Origin of the sequence: Pseudomonas sp. BP01 (assembly GCF_022760795.1) — a bacterium.
Lineage (GTDB): Bacteria > Pseudomonadota > Gammaproteobacteria > Pseudomonadales > Pseudomonadaceae > Aquipseudomonas > Aquipseudomonas putida_Q.
The window spans coordinates 251,105-267,839 of record NZ_JAFBKA010000001.1; the positions used below are offsets into that span (position 1 = coordinate 251,105).

The window sequence follows — 16,735 nt, forward strand, 5'->3', positions numbered from 1 at the left end:
TCCTGTACCGGCCCTTTCGCGGGCACGCCCGCGAAGAGGCCGGTATTGTCAGTAGAGATCTTCAGCAAGGACCCATCATGAACCACCGTACCGCACTCGGCGCCCTGCACATTGGCGCGCTGTTCTTCGGCCTGACCGGCGTCTTCGGCAAACTGGCCGCCACTGCCAGCCCGGCGATCATCGTCTTCGGCCGCGCCGCCTTCGCCGTACTCGCCCTGGGCCTGTTCGCCAGCTTGGCCGGCCCGGGCTGGCAACGGCTGAGCGGCCAGGACATGCGCCGCCTGCTGCTCGGCGGTGTGCTGCTGGCCGGCCACTGGGTCAGTTTCTTCATCGCCGTCAAAGTCGGCGGCGTGGCCATCGCCACCCTCGGCTTCGCCAGTTTCCCGGCCTTTACCGTAATCCTCGAAGGCTTGCTGTTCCGCGAGCGCATCCGCCGCAACGAGGCCGTGTTGGTCCTGCTGGTGAGCATCGGCCTGATACTGGTCACGCCAGCCTTCGACCTGGCCAGCGAGGCCACTGGCGGCCTGCTCTGGGCACTGCTGTCGGGGCTGCTGTTCTCGCTGCTGTCCCTCACCAACCGCGCCGGCTCCGGCCGATTGCCTGCGGTACAGGCAGCCCTGTGGCAAAACCTGGTGGTGGGCGTTTGCCTGCTGCCGTTCGCAGCACCCGGCCTGCCAGGCGTGGCGACAATGGACTGGCTGTGGATCGCCCTGCTCGGCATCTTCTGCACCGGCGTGGCGCACAGCCTGTTCGTCGCCAGCCTGGCAGTGATCAAGGCACGCACCGCTGCCGTGGTGTTCGGCATGGAGCCGGTCTATGGCATTGCCGTAGCATGGGTGGTGTTCGCCGAAACTCCGACCCTGCGCATGCTGCTGGGCGGCGCGCTGATCATCTTCGCCATCGTGCTATCCAGCCGTATGGCCACCGAACAACCGCCCAGGCAGCGGCCACTGGCCGAGGGCGCCTGATTAGCGGTCGTTGTGGCCAAGGTCACGCTGCGGGTCGATCTGGTCACGCACCCGCTGCTTCAGCACCTTGGCCTCGGGGAAGCCGCCGTCGGCCTTGCGCTCCCAGATCTGCACGCCATTGCAGGTAATGCGGAAGATGCCGCCAGTACCCGGCTGCAGCGCTACCCGGCCAAGGTCGTCGGCAAACGTGCTGAGCAGTTCCTGGGCCAGCCAGGCAGCACGCAGCAGCCACTGGCACTGGGTGCAATAAGTGATGACGATTTCGGGCTTGTTGTCGGCCATGTCGAGGCATCTCCAGGTAAGGGGCCGCTTATACTAGCGGTCTTTAGCCCACGGTTTGAGACTCACGATGCGCCGTTTGCTGTTCTGTTTCCTGCTTGCCCTCACCGCCTTCACCGCAGCCGCTGCGGAACCTGTCAGGCCCAAGGTCGGCCTGGTGTTGTCTGGTGGTGCAGCCCGTGGCCTGGCACACATCGGCGTGCTCAAGGCGCTGGAGGAACAGGGCGTGCGCATCGACGCCATCGCCGGCACCAGCATGGGCGCAGTGGTGGGCGGGCTTTACGCCTCGGGCTACAGTGTCGAAGAGCTGGAACAACTCGCCACCACCCTCGACTGGCAACAGGCGCTGTCCGATGCTCCGCCGCGCAAGGACGTGCCGTTCCGGCGCAAGCAGGATGACCGCGACTTCCTGGTCAAGCAGAAGCTCAGCTTTCGCGACGACGGCAGCCTTGGCCTGCCGTTGGGGGTAATCCAGGGCCAGAACCTGTCACTGCTGCTGGAAAGCAAACTGGCGCACACCGCCGACACCCGCGACTTCGACAAGCTGCCCATCCCCTTCCGCGCAGTGGCCACCGACATCGCCAGTGGCGAAAAAGTGGTGTTCCGCCGCGGTCACCTGCCCCAGGTGATCCGCGCCAGCATGTCGATCCCCGCCGTGTTCGCCCCGGTCGAACTGGACGGACGCCTGCTGGTGGACGGCGGCATGGTCGACAACATCCCGGTGGACGTGGCCCGCGAAATGGGCGTGGACCTGGCCATCGTGGTCGACATCGGTACCCCGCTGCGCGATCGCAAGCAATTACTGACCGTGGTCGACGTGCTCAACCAGTCGATCACCCTGATGACCCGGCGCAATTCGGAAGAACAACTGGCCAGCCTGCACCGTGACGACATCCTCATCCAGCCATCGCTAACTGCCTTCGGCGTGACCGACTTCGGCCGTGCACGGGACATGATCGACGCCGGTTACCGCGCCACCCGGCTGCTCGACCCACGCCTTGCCGCCCTGCGCCAGCCCGAGGGCGACAGCAGCCTGGCCGTGGCCCGCTCGCCGCACCAGCGCACGCCGGTAATCACCGCGATCCGGATCGAGAACGACTCCAAGGTTAGCGACGACGTGATCCGCTCGTACATCCGTCAGCCGATCGACGCGCCGCTGGAGCTGGACCGCCTGCAGACCGACATGGGCACGCTGTACGGCCTGGACTACTTCGACCGGGTGCAGTACCGCGTGGTGCACAAGGGCAACGACAACACCCTGGTGATCAACGCTCGCGGTAGACGCGGCGGCACCGACTACCTGCGCCTGGGCCTGAACCTGTCGGACGACCTGCGCGGTGACAGTGCCTTCAACCTGGGCGCCAGCTACCGGGTCAACGGCATCAACAGCCTGGGTGCCGAGTGGCTCACCCGTGGCCAGATCGGCGACCAGCAAGAACTGTACAGCGAGTTCTACCAGCCGCTGGACGTGGGCTCGCGCTATTTCATCGCGCCGTACCTGGATTTCAGCTCACAGAACATTGAAGCCACCCTGGATAACGACCCCGTCGCCGAGTACCGCCTGGAGCGCTACGGCTTTGGCCTGAACGTCGGCCGGCAGATTGGCACCAACGGGGAAGTACGCCTGGGCGTGGGCAAGGCCTGGGGCGAGGCCGAGGTGCGCATCGGCGATCAGGACCTGCCCAATGTCAGTTTCAACGAGGGCTTTTATGAACTGAAGTACTCGTTCGACACCCTCGATAACGTGTACTTCCCGCACCGTGGCGAGGACATTGGCCTGACGTTGCGCAAGTACGACAAGTCGCTGGACTCCGACCAAGATTACCGACAGTGGCTGATCAACCTGGACAAGGCCATCAGCAGCGGGCCGAACACTTTTGTGCTGGGCGGGCGCTACGGGCGCACGCTGGATGATGCCGAAGTGGTGACGTCGAGCTTCGTGATGGGCGGCGCCCGAGAGCTGTCAGGCTTTCGCCAGGACTCGGTGTCGGGGCAGAACGTGAGCCTGCTGCGCATGGTCTACTACCGCCGGCTGACGCCGCGGGCCTACGTACCGCTGGACTTCCCGCTGTACATAGGCGGGTCGCTGGAACGTGGGCGTGCGTGGAACAACGACAACGAATTCGACAGCGGCTACATCAACGCCGCGAGCATCTTCCTGGGGCTGGAAACGCCGCTGGGGCCACTGAACTTCAGCTATGGCACCAACAGTGCGCACGAGCAGGCGGTGTACCTGAACCTTGGGCATACCTTCTGAATCGTCGGGGCTGCTTTGCAGCCCATCGCGACAAAAGGCCGCTCCTACAGGAGTACGCGATCCCCTGTAGGAGCGGCCTTGTGTCGCGATGGGCCGCAAAGCGGCCCCAGGGGCCTCAGGATTTTTCGAGGTTGGCCAGGATCGTGGCATGCACGCGCATGCACACCTGCAACTCTGCCTCGTCCACCCCGGTAAACAGCTCCACCCGCAACTGGTTGGCGATGGTTTCGATCTGGTCGATCAGCGGCTTGGCCGGCGGGCACAGCAAGATCTTCTTGGCTCGCCGGTCTTCAACCACCGCCTGCCGGCGCACCAGCCCTTGTGCTTCCAGGCTGTCGAGCAGGCGCGCCAGGGTCGGGCCTTCGACGCCCACACTCTGGGCCAGCTCACGCTGGGTGGGGGCTTCTTCGAAACGCGCCAGGTGCAGCAACACCAGCCAGCGCGCCTGGGACAGGTTGAGCCCGGCCAGGCGGCGGTCCAGCTCGGCACGCCAGCCCCGGGACATCTGGGCCAGCTGCATGCCGAAGCGGTGTTGGTTGTCGGTCAGGGGCATAAGCAACTCATTGAACAGATCTAATTGTTAGGCAGCTAACCATGACCGGCCCCACGAGGCAAGGCTCGCGCCCTCCTCATTGTTCGATAATCGTCAAAAAGCATGACAAAGGTCAGCAGATGGCGGTTCTACCCTCGATCCGCATGCCAGTCACATCTCGAACTCGGCCGCCAGCGCCGCACGCACGCAATACAGCACACCCTCCGGCACACGGCCCGCAAACTGCGGCGCAATGGCCGACACCGGCGGCAGCTCGCCCTCGCCATCCAGGAAGGCATCCTGCACTTCCATCAGCAGGTCTTCCGGCAGGTCGAGGGCCTGGTCGAGGCTCAGCTCCTGGCGGCCCAGCGCCTCGGCCAGCAGGCTATACACGTTCTTCTCGCTGCAGTTGAGCTGCCCGGCGATCTGCGCCGGGGTCATGCCGGCCCGGGCCAGGCTGACCAGTTCGTGGCGCAGGTCGAGCACCACTTTCGGCGCCTCTTCGGTGCCACCGCTGCTGTTCAGCACTTCGAGGAACGCCTGGCCGTAGCGTTCCAGCTTGCGCGCGCCCACACCGCTGACCTGGGCCATGTCGCTGAGGCTGACCGGCTGGCTGCGCAGCATTTCCAGCAGCGTCGAGTCGGGGAAGATGACATAGGGCGGCACACTGTGCTCCTCCGCCAGCTTGCGCCGCAGGGTACGCAGCGCTTCCCACAGCTCGCGCTCTTCGGCACGCACCAACTGGCTGGCAGGGCTGCCGCCACCGGACGACGAGGACTTGGCCGTGGTCTGCGGCTTGAGGTCGCGACGCAGTTGCAAGGTCACCTCGCCGCGCAGCAGCGGCCGGCAGCTGTCGGACAGGCGCAGCCCGCCGTAGCCTTCCAGATCGATGTCGACCAGGCCGCGCGCCACCAGTTGACGGAACAGCGAACGCCACTCGACCTCGGCCAGGCCCTTGCCGACGCCGAACACCGACAGCTTCTCGTGGCCGAAATTGCGCACCTTCTCGTTGTCCTTGCCCAGCAGCACATCGACCAGGTGGCCGACGCCATAGCGCTGGCCCGTACGGAACACCGCCGACAGCGCCTGACGGGCTGGCTCGGTGGCGTCCCAGGTCTGGATATTGTCGACACAGTTGTCGCAGTGCCCACATGGCTGTTCGAGGGTTTCGTCGAAATAGGCCAGCAGCGACTGGCGACGGCAGCGGGTTTCTTCGCACAGCGCCAGCATGGCGTCGAGCTTGTGCTGCTCGATACGCTTGTGGCGCTCGTCACCTTCGGAGTTCTGCAGCATCTGCTTGAGCATTACCATGTCTTGCAGGCCGTAGGCCATCCAGGCATCGGATGGCAGGCCGTCACGGCCGGCACGGCCGGTTTCCTGGTAATAGGCCTCCAGCGACTTGGGCAGGTCGAGGTGGGCAACGAAGCGCACGTTGGGTTTGTCGATGCCCATGCCGAAAGCAATGGTGGCGACCATGATCAGCCCTTCCTCGTTGAGGAAGCGGTGCTGGTTGGCCGAACGGGTCTCGGCGGCCAGGCCAGCGTGATAAGGCAATGCCGGGAAACCCTGGTCACAGAGGAAGGCAGCGGTTTCGTCAACCTTTTTGCGCGACAGGCAGTAGACAATGCCGGCGTTGCCGCGGCGCTCGCCAAGGAAGGCCATCAGCTGCTTGCGCGGCGCTTCCTTGGGTACGATGCGATAGAAGATGTTCGGCCGGTCGAAGCTCGACAGGAAGCGTTCGGCGCCTTGCAGGTGCAGGCGCTGGACAATTTCTTCGCGGGTGCGCATGTCGGCGGTGGCAGTCAGCGCAATGCGCGGCACATGCGGGAACAGCTCGGCCAACTGCCCAAGTTGCAGGTACTCGGGGCGGAAATCGTGGCCCCATTGCGAAACGCAGTGCGCCTCGTCGATGGCAAACAACGAGATGTCCAGATCGCGCAGGAAGTCGAGCATGCGCGGCTGCACCAGGCGCTCTGGCGCCAGGTACAGCATCTTCACCTCGCCACGGCGCAGGCGCCCGGCCAGTTCACGCTGCTGTTCCGCCGTCAGGGTAGAGTTCAGCGCAGCAGCCGACACGCCCAGTTCGTCCAGCGTGGCGACCTGGTCGTCCATCAGCGCAATCAGCGGCGAGACCACCACCGTAAGGCCTGGGCGCAGCAGCCCCGGCACCTGGAAACACAGCGACTTGCCGCCACCGGTGGGCATCAGCACCAGGGCATCGCCGCCATTGGCCACGCATTCGATGATTGCTGCCTGGCGCCCACGGAAACTGTCGTAGCCGAAGATGTCCTTGAGAACGCGCTGAGCCTGTTCGAGCATGTGCAACTCCACAAATCGCCGTACCATCCTGGATACAGGCTGGACGAAAAACCCGCTCCGCACACGCCAAATGCGTAAGCGGTTTTTGCCAGGCGCCGATAAATGCTGCCCCTGGATGAAAAATGGCGGAGTATACCGCAGCACCGCACTGCACAGGGCACCACGGCGATAGACGTTCCCTTTACCCCGCCACCCTTGCTTGGTGCTAGAATTCGGTATCGTTTATTCCCCAAGGTAGCCCTGTAATGTCCTTCGCCGAGCAACTGACCCGCCTGCAAGCCTTCCTCGACGCCGACGAGCTGCACGAAGAGGCGCTGGACTACGTCGCCGCCCACGGCTACCTCACCGCCCTGTCGATCAACGCCGAGGACGTGCCCGAGCGCGAATGGATCGATGCCCTGTTCGCCGAAGAGCCGCACTACGCCAGCGAGGCCCAGCGCACCGAGATCGAGGCCACCCTGGTGGCGTTGAAAGCGCACATCGCGCGCCAGCTGGCCAGCGACGAAGAATTCGACCTGCCATGCGACCTCGACCTGACCGACGAGCCGGACGACTCCGACCTGCGCGGCTGGTGCATCGGCTTCATGGAAGGCGTTTTCCTGCGTGAAGAGGCCTGGTTCGAGAACGCCGAAGAAGAAGTCAGCGAGATGCTGCTGCCAATCATGGTGGGCTCGGGCCTGTTCGACGAACAGCCAGAGTTCGCCGACATTGCCAGCAACGCCAACCTGCAGGATGACATGATCGTCCAGATCCCAGAGGCACTGAGCGCACTGTTCCTGCTGCTGCACGCCCCTGACGAGAAGCCGGCGCTGCTCAAGCCACGCCACCACTAAGTCGGCTGTGCGCTACCTGCTGCTGGCCATCGGCTGGCTCAGCGTTGCGCTGGGGGTGTTGGGGATTTTCCTTCCGGTATTGCCCACCACCCCGTTCCTGCTATTGGCGGCAGCATGCTTTGCCCGCAGCTCGCCGCGTTTTCACCACTGGCTGGTCCATCACCCCAAGCTCGGGCCATGGATCCGCGACTACCTCAGTGGTGAAGGCATCCCCCTCAAGGGCAAGGTCTACGCCATCGGCCTGATGTGGGCCAGCATTGGCCTGTCGTGCTATCTGGTGCCCCTGTTCTGGGCGCGTGCATTCATGTTGACCAGCGCCGTACTGGTAAGCCTGTATATCGTCAAACAGAAAACCCTGCACAAGCCAAGGTGACATTTTTTTGTCGCCAAATATCGCTTTCGCCTAACTGGCGCTGTCTTTATCCAAAACGGTTCTGGAACCGCACAAAAGCCTTGTATTTACTGGCTTTCGTGGCTGTGCACGCGCTTGCCAGCAACCTCTTTCGTCACTCCTATTAGACAATATATGTCTTATATGGCAATTTGATATGAATAAATCTTCTTATCTATCGCGTTGAATGTACTTAGCTGAGTTGTTAAAAACCTGCAACACTATACGCGATAACTTTATCGTCATTTTTTTGGCGAGCAGCAGGATCAATTCCAGGATCAGGGAGATGTACCATGCGCGTTTTGAACCCCATCACCAGTGCATTACTGTTGGCCCTGGCGAGTGCCAACGTACAGGCGATGTCGATCACCGAGGCCGTCCAGAGCGCCGTGGACTACCACCCGCAGGTCAGCTCCAATCGCAATAGCAAGCTGTCGGCCGATGAAGACGTCAAGTTTGCGCGTGGTGGCTACTACCCTTCCGTGGATTTGGTTGCTGGCTATGGTCGCCAGCGTTCGGACAACGCTACCACCCGTGCCGAGGGTAACCACAACAAGGAAACCCTCAACTACACCCAGTCCGAGCTGCGCCTGCGGCAGATGATTTTCGACGGTTTCAACACCGCGAACGAAGTGGGCCGCACCGAAGCGGTTTCCACCTCTCGCGCCTACTACACCCAGGCAGTTGCCCAGGATGTTGCCCTGCGTGCGATCGAGGTGTACCTGGAAGTGCTCAAGCGCCGTGAGCTGGTAACCCTGGCCAAGAACAACCTGCAAGCCCACCTGCGCGTCAACGACCAGATCGGCCTGCGTAACGAGCGCGGCGTCGGCAGCACCGCCGACCTTGACCAGTCCCGCGCACGTCGCGCCCTGGCGGAAAACAACCTGGACACCGCCGAAGTCGACCTGGCCGATGCCGAGGCCAACTTCTTCAGCGTGGTCGGCCGTGCCCCGGACGAGCTGGAAAGCCCGGCGACCATCAAGGGCGAGGTGCCTGAGACCCTCGACGGCGCGCGCGACAGCATGCGCCAGAACAACCCGTACATAAAATCTGCCCAGGCTGACGTCAACGCCGCCGAGCAGCAATACGAAGTCGGCAAGTCGACCTTCTACCCGCGCTTCGACGCCATTCTGGCAACCGGTGCCAACAACAACACCGGCGGCGAAAAAGGCCACAACAACAACGACTGGCAAGCCGGCGTAGAGATGAACTACAACCTGTTCCGTGGCGGCAGCGACAAGGCCCGCCTGCAGTCTGACGCGCACAAGATCAACCAGGCCCTGGACATCCGCAACAACGCCCTGCGTGAGCTGACCGAAAACCTGAGCCTGGCGTGGAACGCCATGAACAACGCCAGCAAGCAGCTGCCTACCGCGCGTGAATACGCTGAGACCACCAAGCGCGTGCGTGCCGCCTACCAGGACCAGTTCGGTCTGGGCCAGCGTACCCTGCTGGACGTGCTGGACAGTGAGAACGAGCTGTACAACGCCGACCGTCGCTACACCGAAGTACGCTACACCGAGGAGTTCTCGCGTTACCGCGTGCTGGCGACCATGGGTGAGCTGCTGAGCAAACAGCGTATTTCGCTGCCACCAGAGGCGCTGGCTACCACCGAGGTGCGTACAGAAGCGCGTCTGCCTGAGATGCGTTGATCGGCTTCGAGATCTGGGGGCCGCTTTGCGGCCCTTCCGCCGGCAAGCCAGCTCCCACAGGTCCTGCATAAGCTTCAGACTTCGTGTAGTTGCCTGTGGGAATAAAAGCCTGAGCCTTGACACTGTAGCTGTGGGAGCTGGCTTGCCGGCGATAGGGCCCTCACGGCCACCTCAACCCTCACCATGGTTACGCTGGAACGTCTCCACCCCCATGGCCCTGATCTGCCCCTCGATCAACGCCTCGAACGGCGCCAGCAGTGCGTTAAAGCAGGCAGGTTGCTCCAACGCATTCAAAGCCCCCACCACCGCCTCGATAGTCGACAGCGCCCCCGCTTCGGGCGCCTTGCGCAGCCGATAACGCGAAGGCGCGACTGCCCCCAGTGTCACCCGCGGCAACCCCTCCAGCCCCGGGTTCATGTACAGCAGTTTGCGCGCCTTGCGCCAGGTGCCGTCGGGCACGATCAACAGCAACGGCTTGTCATCGACCTGGCCATAGGCCGTCAGCACCTGAGCGTCTTCGCCAGGGAACAGCAGGGACGGCCGGTAACCAGGCGTTGTCAGCAATTCACCCAAGTCATCAAATACCTCGCCTACCCGCAGCTCGGCGTTGTTCAGGCCAAGGGCAGCAAGGCGCGCGGTGTTGAGGGCATGGGCGGTTTCACTGGGGTGCTGCAGCAGGATGACGCGGGTGCGGCTGTCGAGCGCGGGAATCAGTGGGCAGAGGCAATGGTCGAGCGGGCGCTGGCAGCGCTCGCAGCGGGGTCTGGGCATGGGGTTCTCCTTGGCGGGAACATTTTGCCACAGAACCGCGGCCCGCTTTGCGGGCCAGCGATCTCAGCGGTTGAAGCGCTCCGCCAGGCTGTGCAGGTACTCGGCCATGCGCTCCAGGTCCTGGCTGATTTCTGCCCCCTGCCTGGCCTGCCCGGCACTCTGGTCGCACAGCTGGGCAATTCTCACGATCTGCTGGTTGATGTCCTCGGCCACATGGCTTTGCTGCTCCGACGCCGTCGCCATCTGCTGGCTCATGCCGGTGATGCGGCTGACCGCCTGGGCAATCCCGCTTAACGCAGCTTGCACCGCCTCGACGCTGTGCACGCTGTCCCGCGACATCTGCTCACCCCGGCTGGCAGTGCTCACCGCCCGTTCTGCCCCCGCGCGCAACGAGGCAATGATGTGGTGAATCTCCTCGGTCGATGCACGGGTACGCTGGGCCAGCGACCGCACTTCATCGGCCACCACGGCAAACCCCCGCCCCTGCTCACCCGCGCGCGCAGCCTCGATGGCAGCGTTGAGCGCCAACAGGTTGGTCTGCTCGGCAATCGAGGTAATCACATCGACTACGCTGCCGATGGACTGCGTCTGCTCGGCCAGGGCATTGACCGCCTGGCCGATGTCGTTGACGGCATCACTCATGCTGCCCATGGCCTTGAGGCTCTGCAGCGCCAGCTCGCTGCCATGCTGCGCCAGCTGGTCGGCATCGCCGGCCGCATGCGCCGTGCTCTGCACGTTGTGGGTGACCTGCTGGATGGTCGCCGCCATCTGCGCAATGGCCGTGGCCGACTGGTCGGTCTCGCTGCGCTGGCGGTCGAGCATCTGCGCCTGAGCATCGGACAAGTCGGACGACTGCGCAGCCCGCGACTTCACCCCGACCCCGGCGTCTACCAGGCGGGTCAGGGCTGTTTGCAAGCGCGCTTCCTCGCTGATGATGGCCAGGTCAAGCTGGCCCTGCAGGCCCGGGTTGTCGCTGTAGGTAAGCGCCACCAGCGGGCTGGTGAAGGCCTTGGGATGCTCGGCCAACGTGCGGCGGATAGCCTGGTTCTGCCGGTGCTCGACCAGGTACCAGGCCAACAGCAGGCTGGCCATCAGCACCCCAAGGGCTGCATAGGCCGGCAGCCACAAGTAACCGGCCGCCGACAGCAGGCCCGCACCGATCAGCGGCCAGCCATGAGCCAACCCATGCCCCAACCGCGCCGCCCAGGGCACGGCTGCGCGGTCGGCCCGCAGGCGCGCATACAGCGCCTCGGCGCGGCGGATTTGCTCGCGCGTGGGTACCGAGCGCACCGACTCGTACCCACTGATGCGGCCCTGCTCGTAGATTGCCGTGACGTAGGCGCTGACCCAGTAGTAGTCGCCGTTCTTCGCCCGGTTCTTGACCACCCCCATCCACGGTTTGCCCTGCTTGATCGTCTCCCACATATGCCCGAACACCGATGGAGGCATATCTGGGTGACGCACCAGGTTGTGCGGTTGGCCGACCAGCTCGTCGTAGGTGAACCCGCTGATCGACACGAAGGCTTCGTTGCAGTAAGTGATACGGCTGTTGAGGTCAGTCGTGGAAATCAGCCGTTGATCGCTGGAGAAGGTTCTTTCGTGCTCAGTGACGGGCAAATTCATGCGCATCTGGGCGATCCTTGCAAGATGAAATAAGGGAAAATCATCAGCGCAAGTTGATATGTAGCAGAGCGCTATCAGGTTAGCGGTCTGCTTTTGCCGGAATTTAGCATCGCCCGACGGAATGCATGAATGTGTCGCTTCTCAGCCCACGTTCAGCTGGCTTTTCAGCAGGTCGCGGAAGGTCTGGATCAGGGGTTCACGGCTACGCCCACGGCGAATGATCAGCGAGAACGGTGCCTGGTAACCAAAGGTGGACGGCGATAGCACGCGCAAATCGCCCTTGTCGACCCAGGCCTGGGCATAGTGCTCGGGCAAGTAGCCGATATAGGCGCCGGAGAGGATCAGGATCAACTGCGCTTCCATACTCTCCACCGTCGCCGCGCTGTGCTTGAAGCCATGCCGGGCCAGTTCGGCCTGGCTCCAGTAGCCGCGCCCGACCATGCGCTGCTGCGTCACTACCGGCTCGGGGATGCGCCGCTCGGTATACAACGGGTGGCGGCTGCTGCAGTACAGCCAGTGCTGTTCACGGTACAACGGCTGGTAGAGCAGGCCGCTCATGCGCGAGGAGAACGCACCAATGGCCAGGTCCAGGCGGTTGTCCTGCACGCCCAGTTGCAGCTCGTAAGGGCTGGAAACCGAAAGGTGCAGGTGCACCGCCGGGTGCTCCTGGCTGTAGGCACCGATGGCTTCGGCCAGCGGCAAGGCGCGGTCACCAACCGTGGAGTCGATGACCCCGAGGTTGAGGGTGCCACGCAACTCGCCCTTGAGGGCAGCGGCATACTGCTCGAAGCCATCCAGTTCAGCCAGAAGCCGCAGGGTCTCCTGATGGAACAGCTCGCCCTTGCTGGTCAGGCTGAAACCGCCACGGCCGCGATGGCACAGCACGATCCCCAGCGCGCCTTCCAACTGGCTCATGTAGGTACTGATGGCCGAGGTCGACAGGTTCAACTCGCGCTGCGCGTTGGCAAAGCCCTGGTGGCGCACCACGCTGACAAAGATGCGCAGCAGTTTCAGGTCGGGCAAGGTCGAGGCCATGGTGCAACGGTTCCGCAGGTGTATTTGCGCGCAGTCTAACCGCTCTGCCGGCCTTTAGTTCAGAAATTCCTGAACTAAGTATTTGTCGGTAGCGATTCTTCCCCGGCACTACCTTCAGCAGACTTGGCCGAAATGTCCCTGCCCGCTGGCAAAACCACACTTGAAAGGCGCGCGGCGGCACAGGTTCGAACAAACACAACAATCGACCGACTGATGAGGCCCACCGTGGACAAGACTCTCCACCAACCACTGGGCGGCAACGAAATGCCGCGTTTCGGCGGCATCGCCACCATGCTCCGTCTCCCCCACCTGCAAAGTGCCCAAGGCCTGGATGCTGCCTTTATCGGCGTGCCCCTGGACATCGGTACCTCGCTGCGCTCCGGCACCCGCTTCGGCCCACGGCAGATCCGCGCCGAATCGGTGATGATCCGCCCGTACAACATGGCCACCGGCGCCGCACCGTTCGACTCGCTGTCGGTGGCCGACATCGGTGACGTGGCGATCAACACCTTCAACCTGCTGGACGCCGTGCGCATCATCGAAGAAGCCTACGACGAAATCGTCGAGCACAACGTCATACCGATGACCCTGGGCGGCGACCACACCATCACCCTGCCGATCCTGCGGGCGCTGCACAAGAAGCACGGCAAGATCGGCCTGGTGCATATCGATGCCCATGCTGACGTCAACGACCACATGTTCGGCGAGAAGATCGCCCACGGCACCACCTTCCGCCGCGCCGTGGAAGAAGGCCTGCTCGATTGCGACCGTGTGGTACAGATCGGCCTGCGCGCCCAGGGCTACACCGCCGATGACTTCAACTGGAGCCGGCGCCAGGGCTTCCGCGTGGTCCAGGCCGAAGAATGCTGGCACAAGTCGCTGGAACCTCTGATGGCCGAAGTTCGGGAAAAAGTCGGCGGCGGCCCGGTTTACCTGTCGTTCGACATCGACGGCATCGACCCGGCCTGGGCGCCCGGTACCGGCACCCCGGAAATTGGCGGCTTGACCACCATCCAGGCGATGGAGATCATTCGCGGCTGCCACGGCCTGGACCTGATCGGTTGTGACCTCGTCGAAGTCTCCCCGCCTTACGACACCACCGGCAACACCTCGCTGCTCGGTGCCAACCTGCTGTTCGAAATGCTCTGCGTGCTACCGGGCGTCGTGCGTCGTTAATACCGCTATACCCCGGCAGGAGCCATGAGGGAGGGCCACAGAGGCCCGCCAACAACACGACAAGACCACCGGGCGCCGTGAGCCGCCCGCGTGGTCGATCTCGCCATAATAAAGATAATCGGGAGAACCCCAATGGCCTTGGACATCATTGTTGTAATGATCTACACCGCCGGCATGCTCGGGCTTGGCTGGTACGGCATGCGACGTGCAAAAACCCATGAAGACTACCTGGTAGCCGGGCGCAACCTGGGCCCTGTGCTGTACATGGGCACCATGGCCACCACCGTGCTCGGTGGTGCTTCCACCGTTGGCACCGTGCGCCTGGGCTACGTCCACGGTATCTCCGGCTTCTGGCTGTGCGCAGCCCTTGGCCTGGGCATCATCGCCATCAACCTGTTCCTGGCCAAACCGCTGTTGCGCCTGCGCATCTTCACCGTGACCCAGGTGCTTGAGCAACGCTACAACCCCACCGCACGCCAGGCCAGCGCCGTGATCATGCTGGCTTACGCGCTGATGATCGGCGTCACCTCGACCCTGGCCATGGCTACCGTATTGCAGGTGCTGCTAGACCTGCCGTTCTGGGCCTCGCTGCTGCTCGGCGGCGGTGTGGTGGTGCTGTACTCCACCATTGGCGGCATGTGGTCGCTGACCCTGACCGACATCGTCCAGTTCGTGATCAAGACCGTCGGCCTGATGTTCATCCTGCTGCCGGTGTGCCTGTACAAGGCCGGTGGCTGGGACACCCTGGTGGCCAAACTGCCAGCGGCCAGCTTCCAGCTGACGACCATTGGCTGGGACACCATCATCACCTACTTCCTGATCTACTTCTTCGGCATCCTCATTGGCCAGGACATCTGGCAGCGGGTGTTCACCGCGCGTGACGAAAAGGTCTGCCAGCGTGCCGGTACCGTCGCCGGTGTGTACTGTGTGGTGTACGGCCTGGCCTGCGCCGCCATCGGCATGGCCGCGCATGTGCTGATGCCAGACCTGGCCAACCCGAACAACGCGTTTGCCGAGATGATCAAGAGCACCCTGCCCGATGGCATCCGTGGCCTGCTGATGGCGGCGGCCCTGGCGGCCATGATGTCCACCGCCAGTGCCGGCCTGCTGGCCGCCTCGACCACCGTGACCGAAGACCTGCTGCCCAAGCTGCGTGGCGGCAAGCAGTCGAGCCTGGGCATGAGCCGTCTGTTCACACTGCTCACCGGCCTGGTGGTGCTGGGTATCGCGCTGATGGTGAACGATGTGATCAACGCGCTGACCCTGGCCTACAACCTGCTGGTCGGCGGCATGCTGATCCCGCTGATCGGGGCGATCTTCTGGAAGCGTGCGACCACTGCCGGTGCGATTGCCAGCATGTCGCTGGGCTTTGCCACCGCGCTGCTGTTCATGTTCAAGGACGGGCTGGAGGCCAATACGCCGATCTACTACAGCCTGGCGATCGGCTTGGTGAGCTTTGTAGCGGTTAGCCTGATGTCCCGCAAACCAGTCGGTGCGGTGAATCTGGCCTGACCATTAGCCTGAAGCGGCCCTATCGCCGGCAAGCCAGCTCCCACAAAGAATGCACAGGGCCTGAGGCTTGCGCAGTACTGTGGGAGCTGGCTTGCCGGCGATAGGGCCCGAATAGATAACAATCAACTCTCAGACACAAAAAGGCCGCTGCACCCACCCAGGTGCAGCGGCCTTTGTGTTCAATCAGCGGCGACGCGGCTGGCGTTTGCGCTGCTCTTCATCAGTCGGGATCGGCACCGGCTGCAAGGGTGGTGGAATCAGCCCCAAGGCGACCGCCAGGTCGTGGAGCCAGTTGGACAGTGGTTTATTCATAATGCCCCCTTGACGGGTCAGCCTCACGGCGTATCAATCCTGGGATGTTTCATACAGATCATAGCCTGATGTCCTGTATTACGCATGCCTATGCTCTTACAGATAAGGGCCATTTTGACCCGGATCAAGCCCTGGCGGCGCATTCCGACGACTGGTTAATCGTTTCGCTTTGTTGCAGGTCGATCCACGCCTGCAGATTCGCCCCACGCATACCCTGACGCCACATCAGCCACGTGACCGCCTGATCGAACGGCTGCTGCAGCCGGTGCACCCTTACCCGGTTACGCCCAGGCAGGCTGTCGAGCATCGATTGGGCCATCATCGCCACCCCGGCGCCGGCGATCACGCAGGCCAGCATGCTCTGGTACGACTCGATCTCCATGACCCGGCCCATGGGCGTGTGGGCATGGGCATACCACGCCTCCAGGCGCATGCGGTACGAACAGCCCTGGCGGAAGGTGAACACCGCCTTGCCCGCCACATCCTTGGCAGTGTGCACCGCTGGGTGCTCAGGGCTTGTGATCAGCACCAACTGCTCTTCGCACAGCGGCACGCCATCCAGCCCGGCCAGGCTCGGCGGGCCATCTACCAGGGCAGCGTCCAGGGTGTGGCCAAGCAGGCCTTCGAGCAGCTCGCCGCTGGGCGCTGCGCGCACCTGCAGGTTCACCGCGGGGTAGGCCTGGTGATAACGCGCCAGCAACGCTGGCAGGTGGGTCGCAGCGGTGCTGTACATGGTCCCCAGCACAAAGTCGCCGGCCGGCTGGCCGCCGCGTACAGCGGCCAGCGCCTCGTCGCGCAAGGCCGACAGGCGGTTGGCGTACTCCAGCAGCACCTTGCCCGCCGGCGACAGCTGCAGCCGTTGGCGCTCGCGCAGGAACAACTCGACACCCAGTTGCTCCTCAAGCTGGCGCAGGCGCGTCGACAGGTTGGACGGTACCCGATGCAGGCGCTCTGCGGCGCGCGTGACCGAGCCCTCCTCGGCCACGGCCTGAAAGATACGCAGCTGGCTGAATTCCACGGCATTCTCCAAAACAGAACAACTTGATCATCATTATTCAATTTTATTGAAAATGAA

At 63.4% G+C, this 16,735-nt stretch carries 15 protein-coding genes; 7 read left to right on the plus strand and 8 right to left on the minus strand.

The genetic code is table 11. From position 1 onward, the window contains the following. Positions 1–77: 77 nt before the first annotated feature. Positions 78–968 carry a DMT family transporter gene (locus JOY50_RS01135; protein ID WP_132846939.1) on the plus strand — a complete coding sequence of 297 codons (891 nt, stop codon included), beginning with the start codon at positions 78–80 and terminating at the stop codon, positions 966–968. On the opposite strand, the gene JOY50_RS01140 is transcribed toward JOY50_RS01135, so the two are convergent. Further along, the gene (locus JOY50_RS01140) at positions 969–1,250 is read right to left on the minus strand and encodes a SelT/SelW/SelH family protein (protein ID WP_028613401.1); all 282 of its coding nucleotides are present in this window, start codon (positions 1,248–1,250) and stop codon (positions 969–971) included. Between the two features lie 67 nt (positions 1,251–1,317). On the opposite strand from JOY50_RS01140, the gene JOY50_RS01145 reads away from it, so the two are divergent. Further along, on the plus strand, positions 1,318–3,504 hold the full coding sequence (locus JOY50_RS01145) for a patatin-like phospholipase family protein (protein WP_132846940.1): 2,187 nt from the start codon (positions 1,318–1,320) through the stop codon (positions 3,502–3,504). Positions 3,505–3,619: 115 nt separating this feature from the next. Here the strand turns inward: JOY50_RS01145 and JOY50_RS01150 are convergent, their stop codons facing one another. Together JOY50_RS01150 and recQ are read right to left on the minus strand one after the other, a co-directional pair. Then, positions 3,620–4,057, minus strand: coding sequence for a MarR family transcriptional regulator (locus JOY50_RS01150; RefSeq protein ID WP_043201636.1), 438 nt, complete (start codon positions 4,055–4,057; stop codon positions 3,620–3,622). Positions 4,058–4,207: 150 nt separating this feature from the next. Continuing rightward, positions 4,208–6,355: a DNA helicase RecQ gene (gene recQ, locus JOY50_RS01155; RefSeq protein WP_132846941.1), complete on the minus strand. Its 2,148-nt coding sequence runs from the start codon at positions 6,353–6,355 to the stop codon at positions 4,208–4,210. A 245-nt stretch (positions 6,356–6,600) separates the two neighbouring features. On the opposite strand from recQ, the gene JOY50_RS01160 reads away from it, so the two are divergent. From JOY50_RS01160 to JOY50_RS01170, 3 genes are all read left to right on the plus strand, one after another. Continuing rightward, the gene (locus tag JOY50_RS01160) at positions 6,601–7,188 is read left to right on the plus strand and encodes a YecA family protein (RefSeq protein ID WP_010955200.1); all 588 of its coding nucleotides are present in this window, start codon (positions 6,601–6,603) and stop codon (positions 7,186–7,188) included. Between the two features lie 7 nt (positions 7,189–7,195). Next, positions 7,196–7,561, plus strand: coding sequence for a YbaN family protein (locus JOY50_RS01165; protein ID WP_132846942.1), 366 nt, complete (start codon positions 7,196–7,198; stop codon positions 7,559–7,561). A gap of 311 nt (positions 7,562–7,872) precedes the next feature. Continuing rightward, complete coding sequence (locus tag JOY50_RS01170; RefSeq protein WP_019471164.1) at positions 7,873–9,231, plus strand: TolC family outer membrane protein; 1,359 nt, start codon at positions 7,873–7,875, stop codon at positions 9,229–9,231. Between the two features lie 171 nt (positions 9,232–9,402). On the opposite strand, the gene JOY50_RS01175 is transcribed toward JOY50_RS01170, so the two are convergent. The 3 genes from JOY50_RS01175 to JOY50_RS01185 form a co-directional block, all read right to left on the minus strand. Then, entirely contained in the window at positions 9,403–10,002 is a 600-nt protein-coding gene (locus JOY50_RS01175) for a tRNA-uridine aminocarboxypropyltransferase (protein ID WP_132846943.1), read from the minus strand. A 63-nt stretch (positions 10,003–10,065) separates the two neighbouring features. After that, on the minus strand, positions 10,066–11,631 hold the full coding sequence (locus JOY50_RS01180) for a PAS domain-containing methyl-accepting chemotaxis protein (RefSeq protein WP_138737708.1): 1,566 nt from the start codon (positions 11,629–11,631) through the stop codon (positions 10,066–10,068). A gap of 135 nt (positions 11,632–11,766) precedes the next feature. Beyond that, a complete protein-coding gene (locus JOY50_RS01185) occupies positions 11,767–12,660 on the minus strand; it encodes a LysR family transcriptional regulator (RefSeq protein ID WP_016488535.1) in 894 nt (297 codons plus the stop codon). A 225-nt stretch (positions 12,661–12,885) separates the two neighbouring features. Here JOY50_RS01185 and speB point away from each other — a divergent pair, with 225 nt between their 5' ends. Beyond that, positions 12,886–13,836 carry an agmatinase gene (gene speB, locus JOY50_RS01190; RefSeq protein WP_016498452.1) on the plus strand — a complete coding sequence of 317 codons (951 nt, stop codon included), beginning with the start codon at positions 12,886–12,888 and terminating at the stop codon, positions 13,834–13,836. A gap of 132 nt (positions 13,837–13,968) precedes the next feature. Continuing rightward, entirely contained in the window at positions 13,969–15,348 is a 1,380-nt protein-coding gene (locus tag JOY50_RS01195; protein ID WP_016498451.1) for a sodium:solute symporter, read from the plus strand. A 183-nt stretch (positions 15,349–15,531) separates the two neighbouring features. Here the strand turns inward: JOY50_RS01195 and JOY50_RS28975 are convergent, their stop codons facing one another. Then, positions 15,532–15,660 carry a PA1414 family protein gene (locus JOY50_RS28975; protein WP_009683677.1) on the minus strand — a complete coding sequence of 43 codons (129 nt, stop codon included), beginning with the start codon at positions 15,658–15,660 and terminating at the stop codon, positions 15,532–15,534. A gap of 124 nt (positions 15,661–15,784) precedes the next feature. Further along, positions 15,785–16,678 carry a putrescine utilization regulator PtrR gene (locus JOY50_RS01200; RefSeq protein WP_019471167.1) on the minus strand — a complete coding sequence of 298 codons (894 nt, stop codon included), beginning with the start codon at positions 16,676–16,678 and terminating at the stop codon, positions 15,785–15,787. Positions 16,679–16,735: the final 57 nt, after the last annotated feature.

Bases quoted from the DNA above. Each gene is read 5' to 3' on its own strand.
- JOY50_RS01170 (WP_019471164.1), top strand. From the start codon at position 7,873: ATGCGCGTTTTGAACCCCATCACCAGTGCATTACTGTTGGCCCTGGCG.
- JOY50_RS01175 (WP_132846943.1), bottom strand. From the start codon at position 10,002: ATGCCCAGACCCCGCTGCGAGCGCTGCCAGCGCCCGCTCGACCATTGC.
- JOY50_RS01135 (WP_132846939.1), top strand. From the start codon at position 78: ATGAACCACCGTACCGCACTCGGCGCCCTGCACATTGGCGCGCTGTTC.
- JOY50_RS01185 (WP_016488535.1), bottom strand. From the start codon at position 12,660: ATGGCCTCGACCTTGCCCGACCTGAAACTGCTGCGCATCTTTGTCAGC.
- JOY50_RS01195 (WP_016498451.1), top strand. From the start codon at position 13,969: ATGGCCTTGGACATCATTGTTGTAATGATCTACACCGCCGGCATGCTC.
- recQ (WP_132846941.1), bottom strand. From the start codon at position 6,355: ATGCTCGAACAGGCTCAGCGCGTTCTCAAGGACATCTTCGGCTACGAC.
- JOY50_RS01180 (WP_138737708.1), bottom strand. From the start codon at position 11,631: ATGCGCATGAATTTGCCCGTCACTGAGCACGAAAGAACCTTCTCCAGC.
- JOY50_RS01150 (WP_043201636.1), bottom strand. From the start codon at position 4,057: ATGCCCCTGACCGACAACCAACACCGCTTCGGCATGCAGCTGGCCCAG.
- JOY50_RS01145 (WP_132846940.1), top strand. From the start codon at position 1,318: ATGCGCCGTTTGCTGTTCTGTTTCCTGCTTGCCCTCACCGCCTTCACC.
- JOY50_RS01160 (WP_010955200.1), top strand. From the start codon at position 6,601: ATGTCCTTCGCCGAGCAACTGACCCGCCTGCAAGCCTTCCTCGACGCC.
- JOY50_RS28975 (WP_009683677.1), bottom strand. From the start codon at position 15,660: ATGAATAAACCACTGTCCAACTGGCTCCACGACCTGGCGGTCGCCTTG.
- JOY50_RS01140 (WP_028613401.1), bottom strand. From the start codon at position 1,250: ATGGCCGACAACAAGCCCGAAATCGTCATCACTTATTGCACCCAGTGC.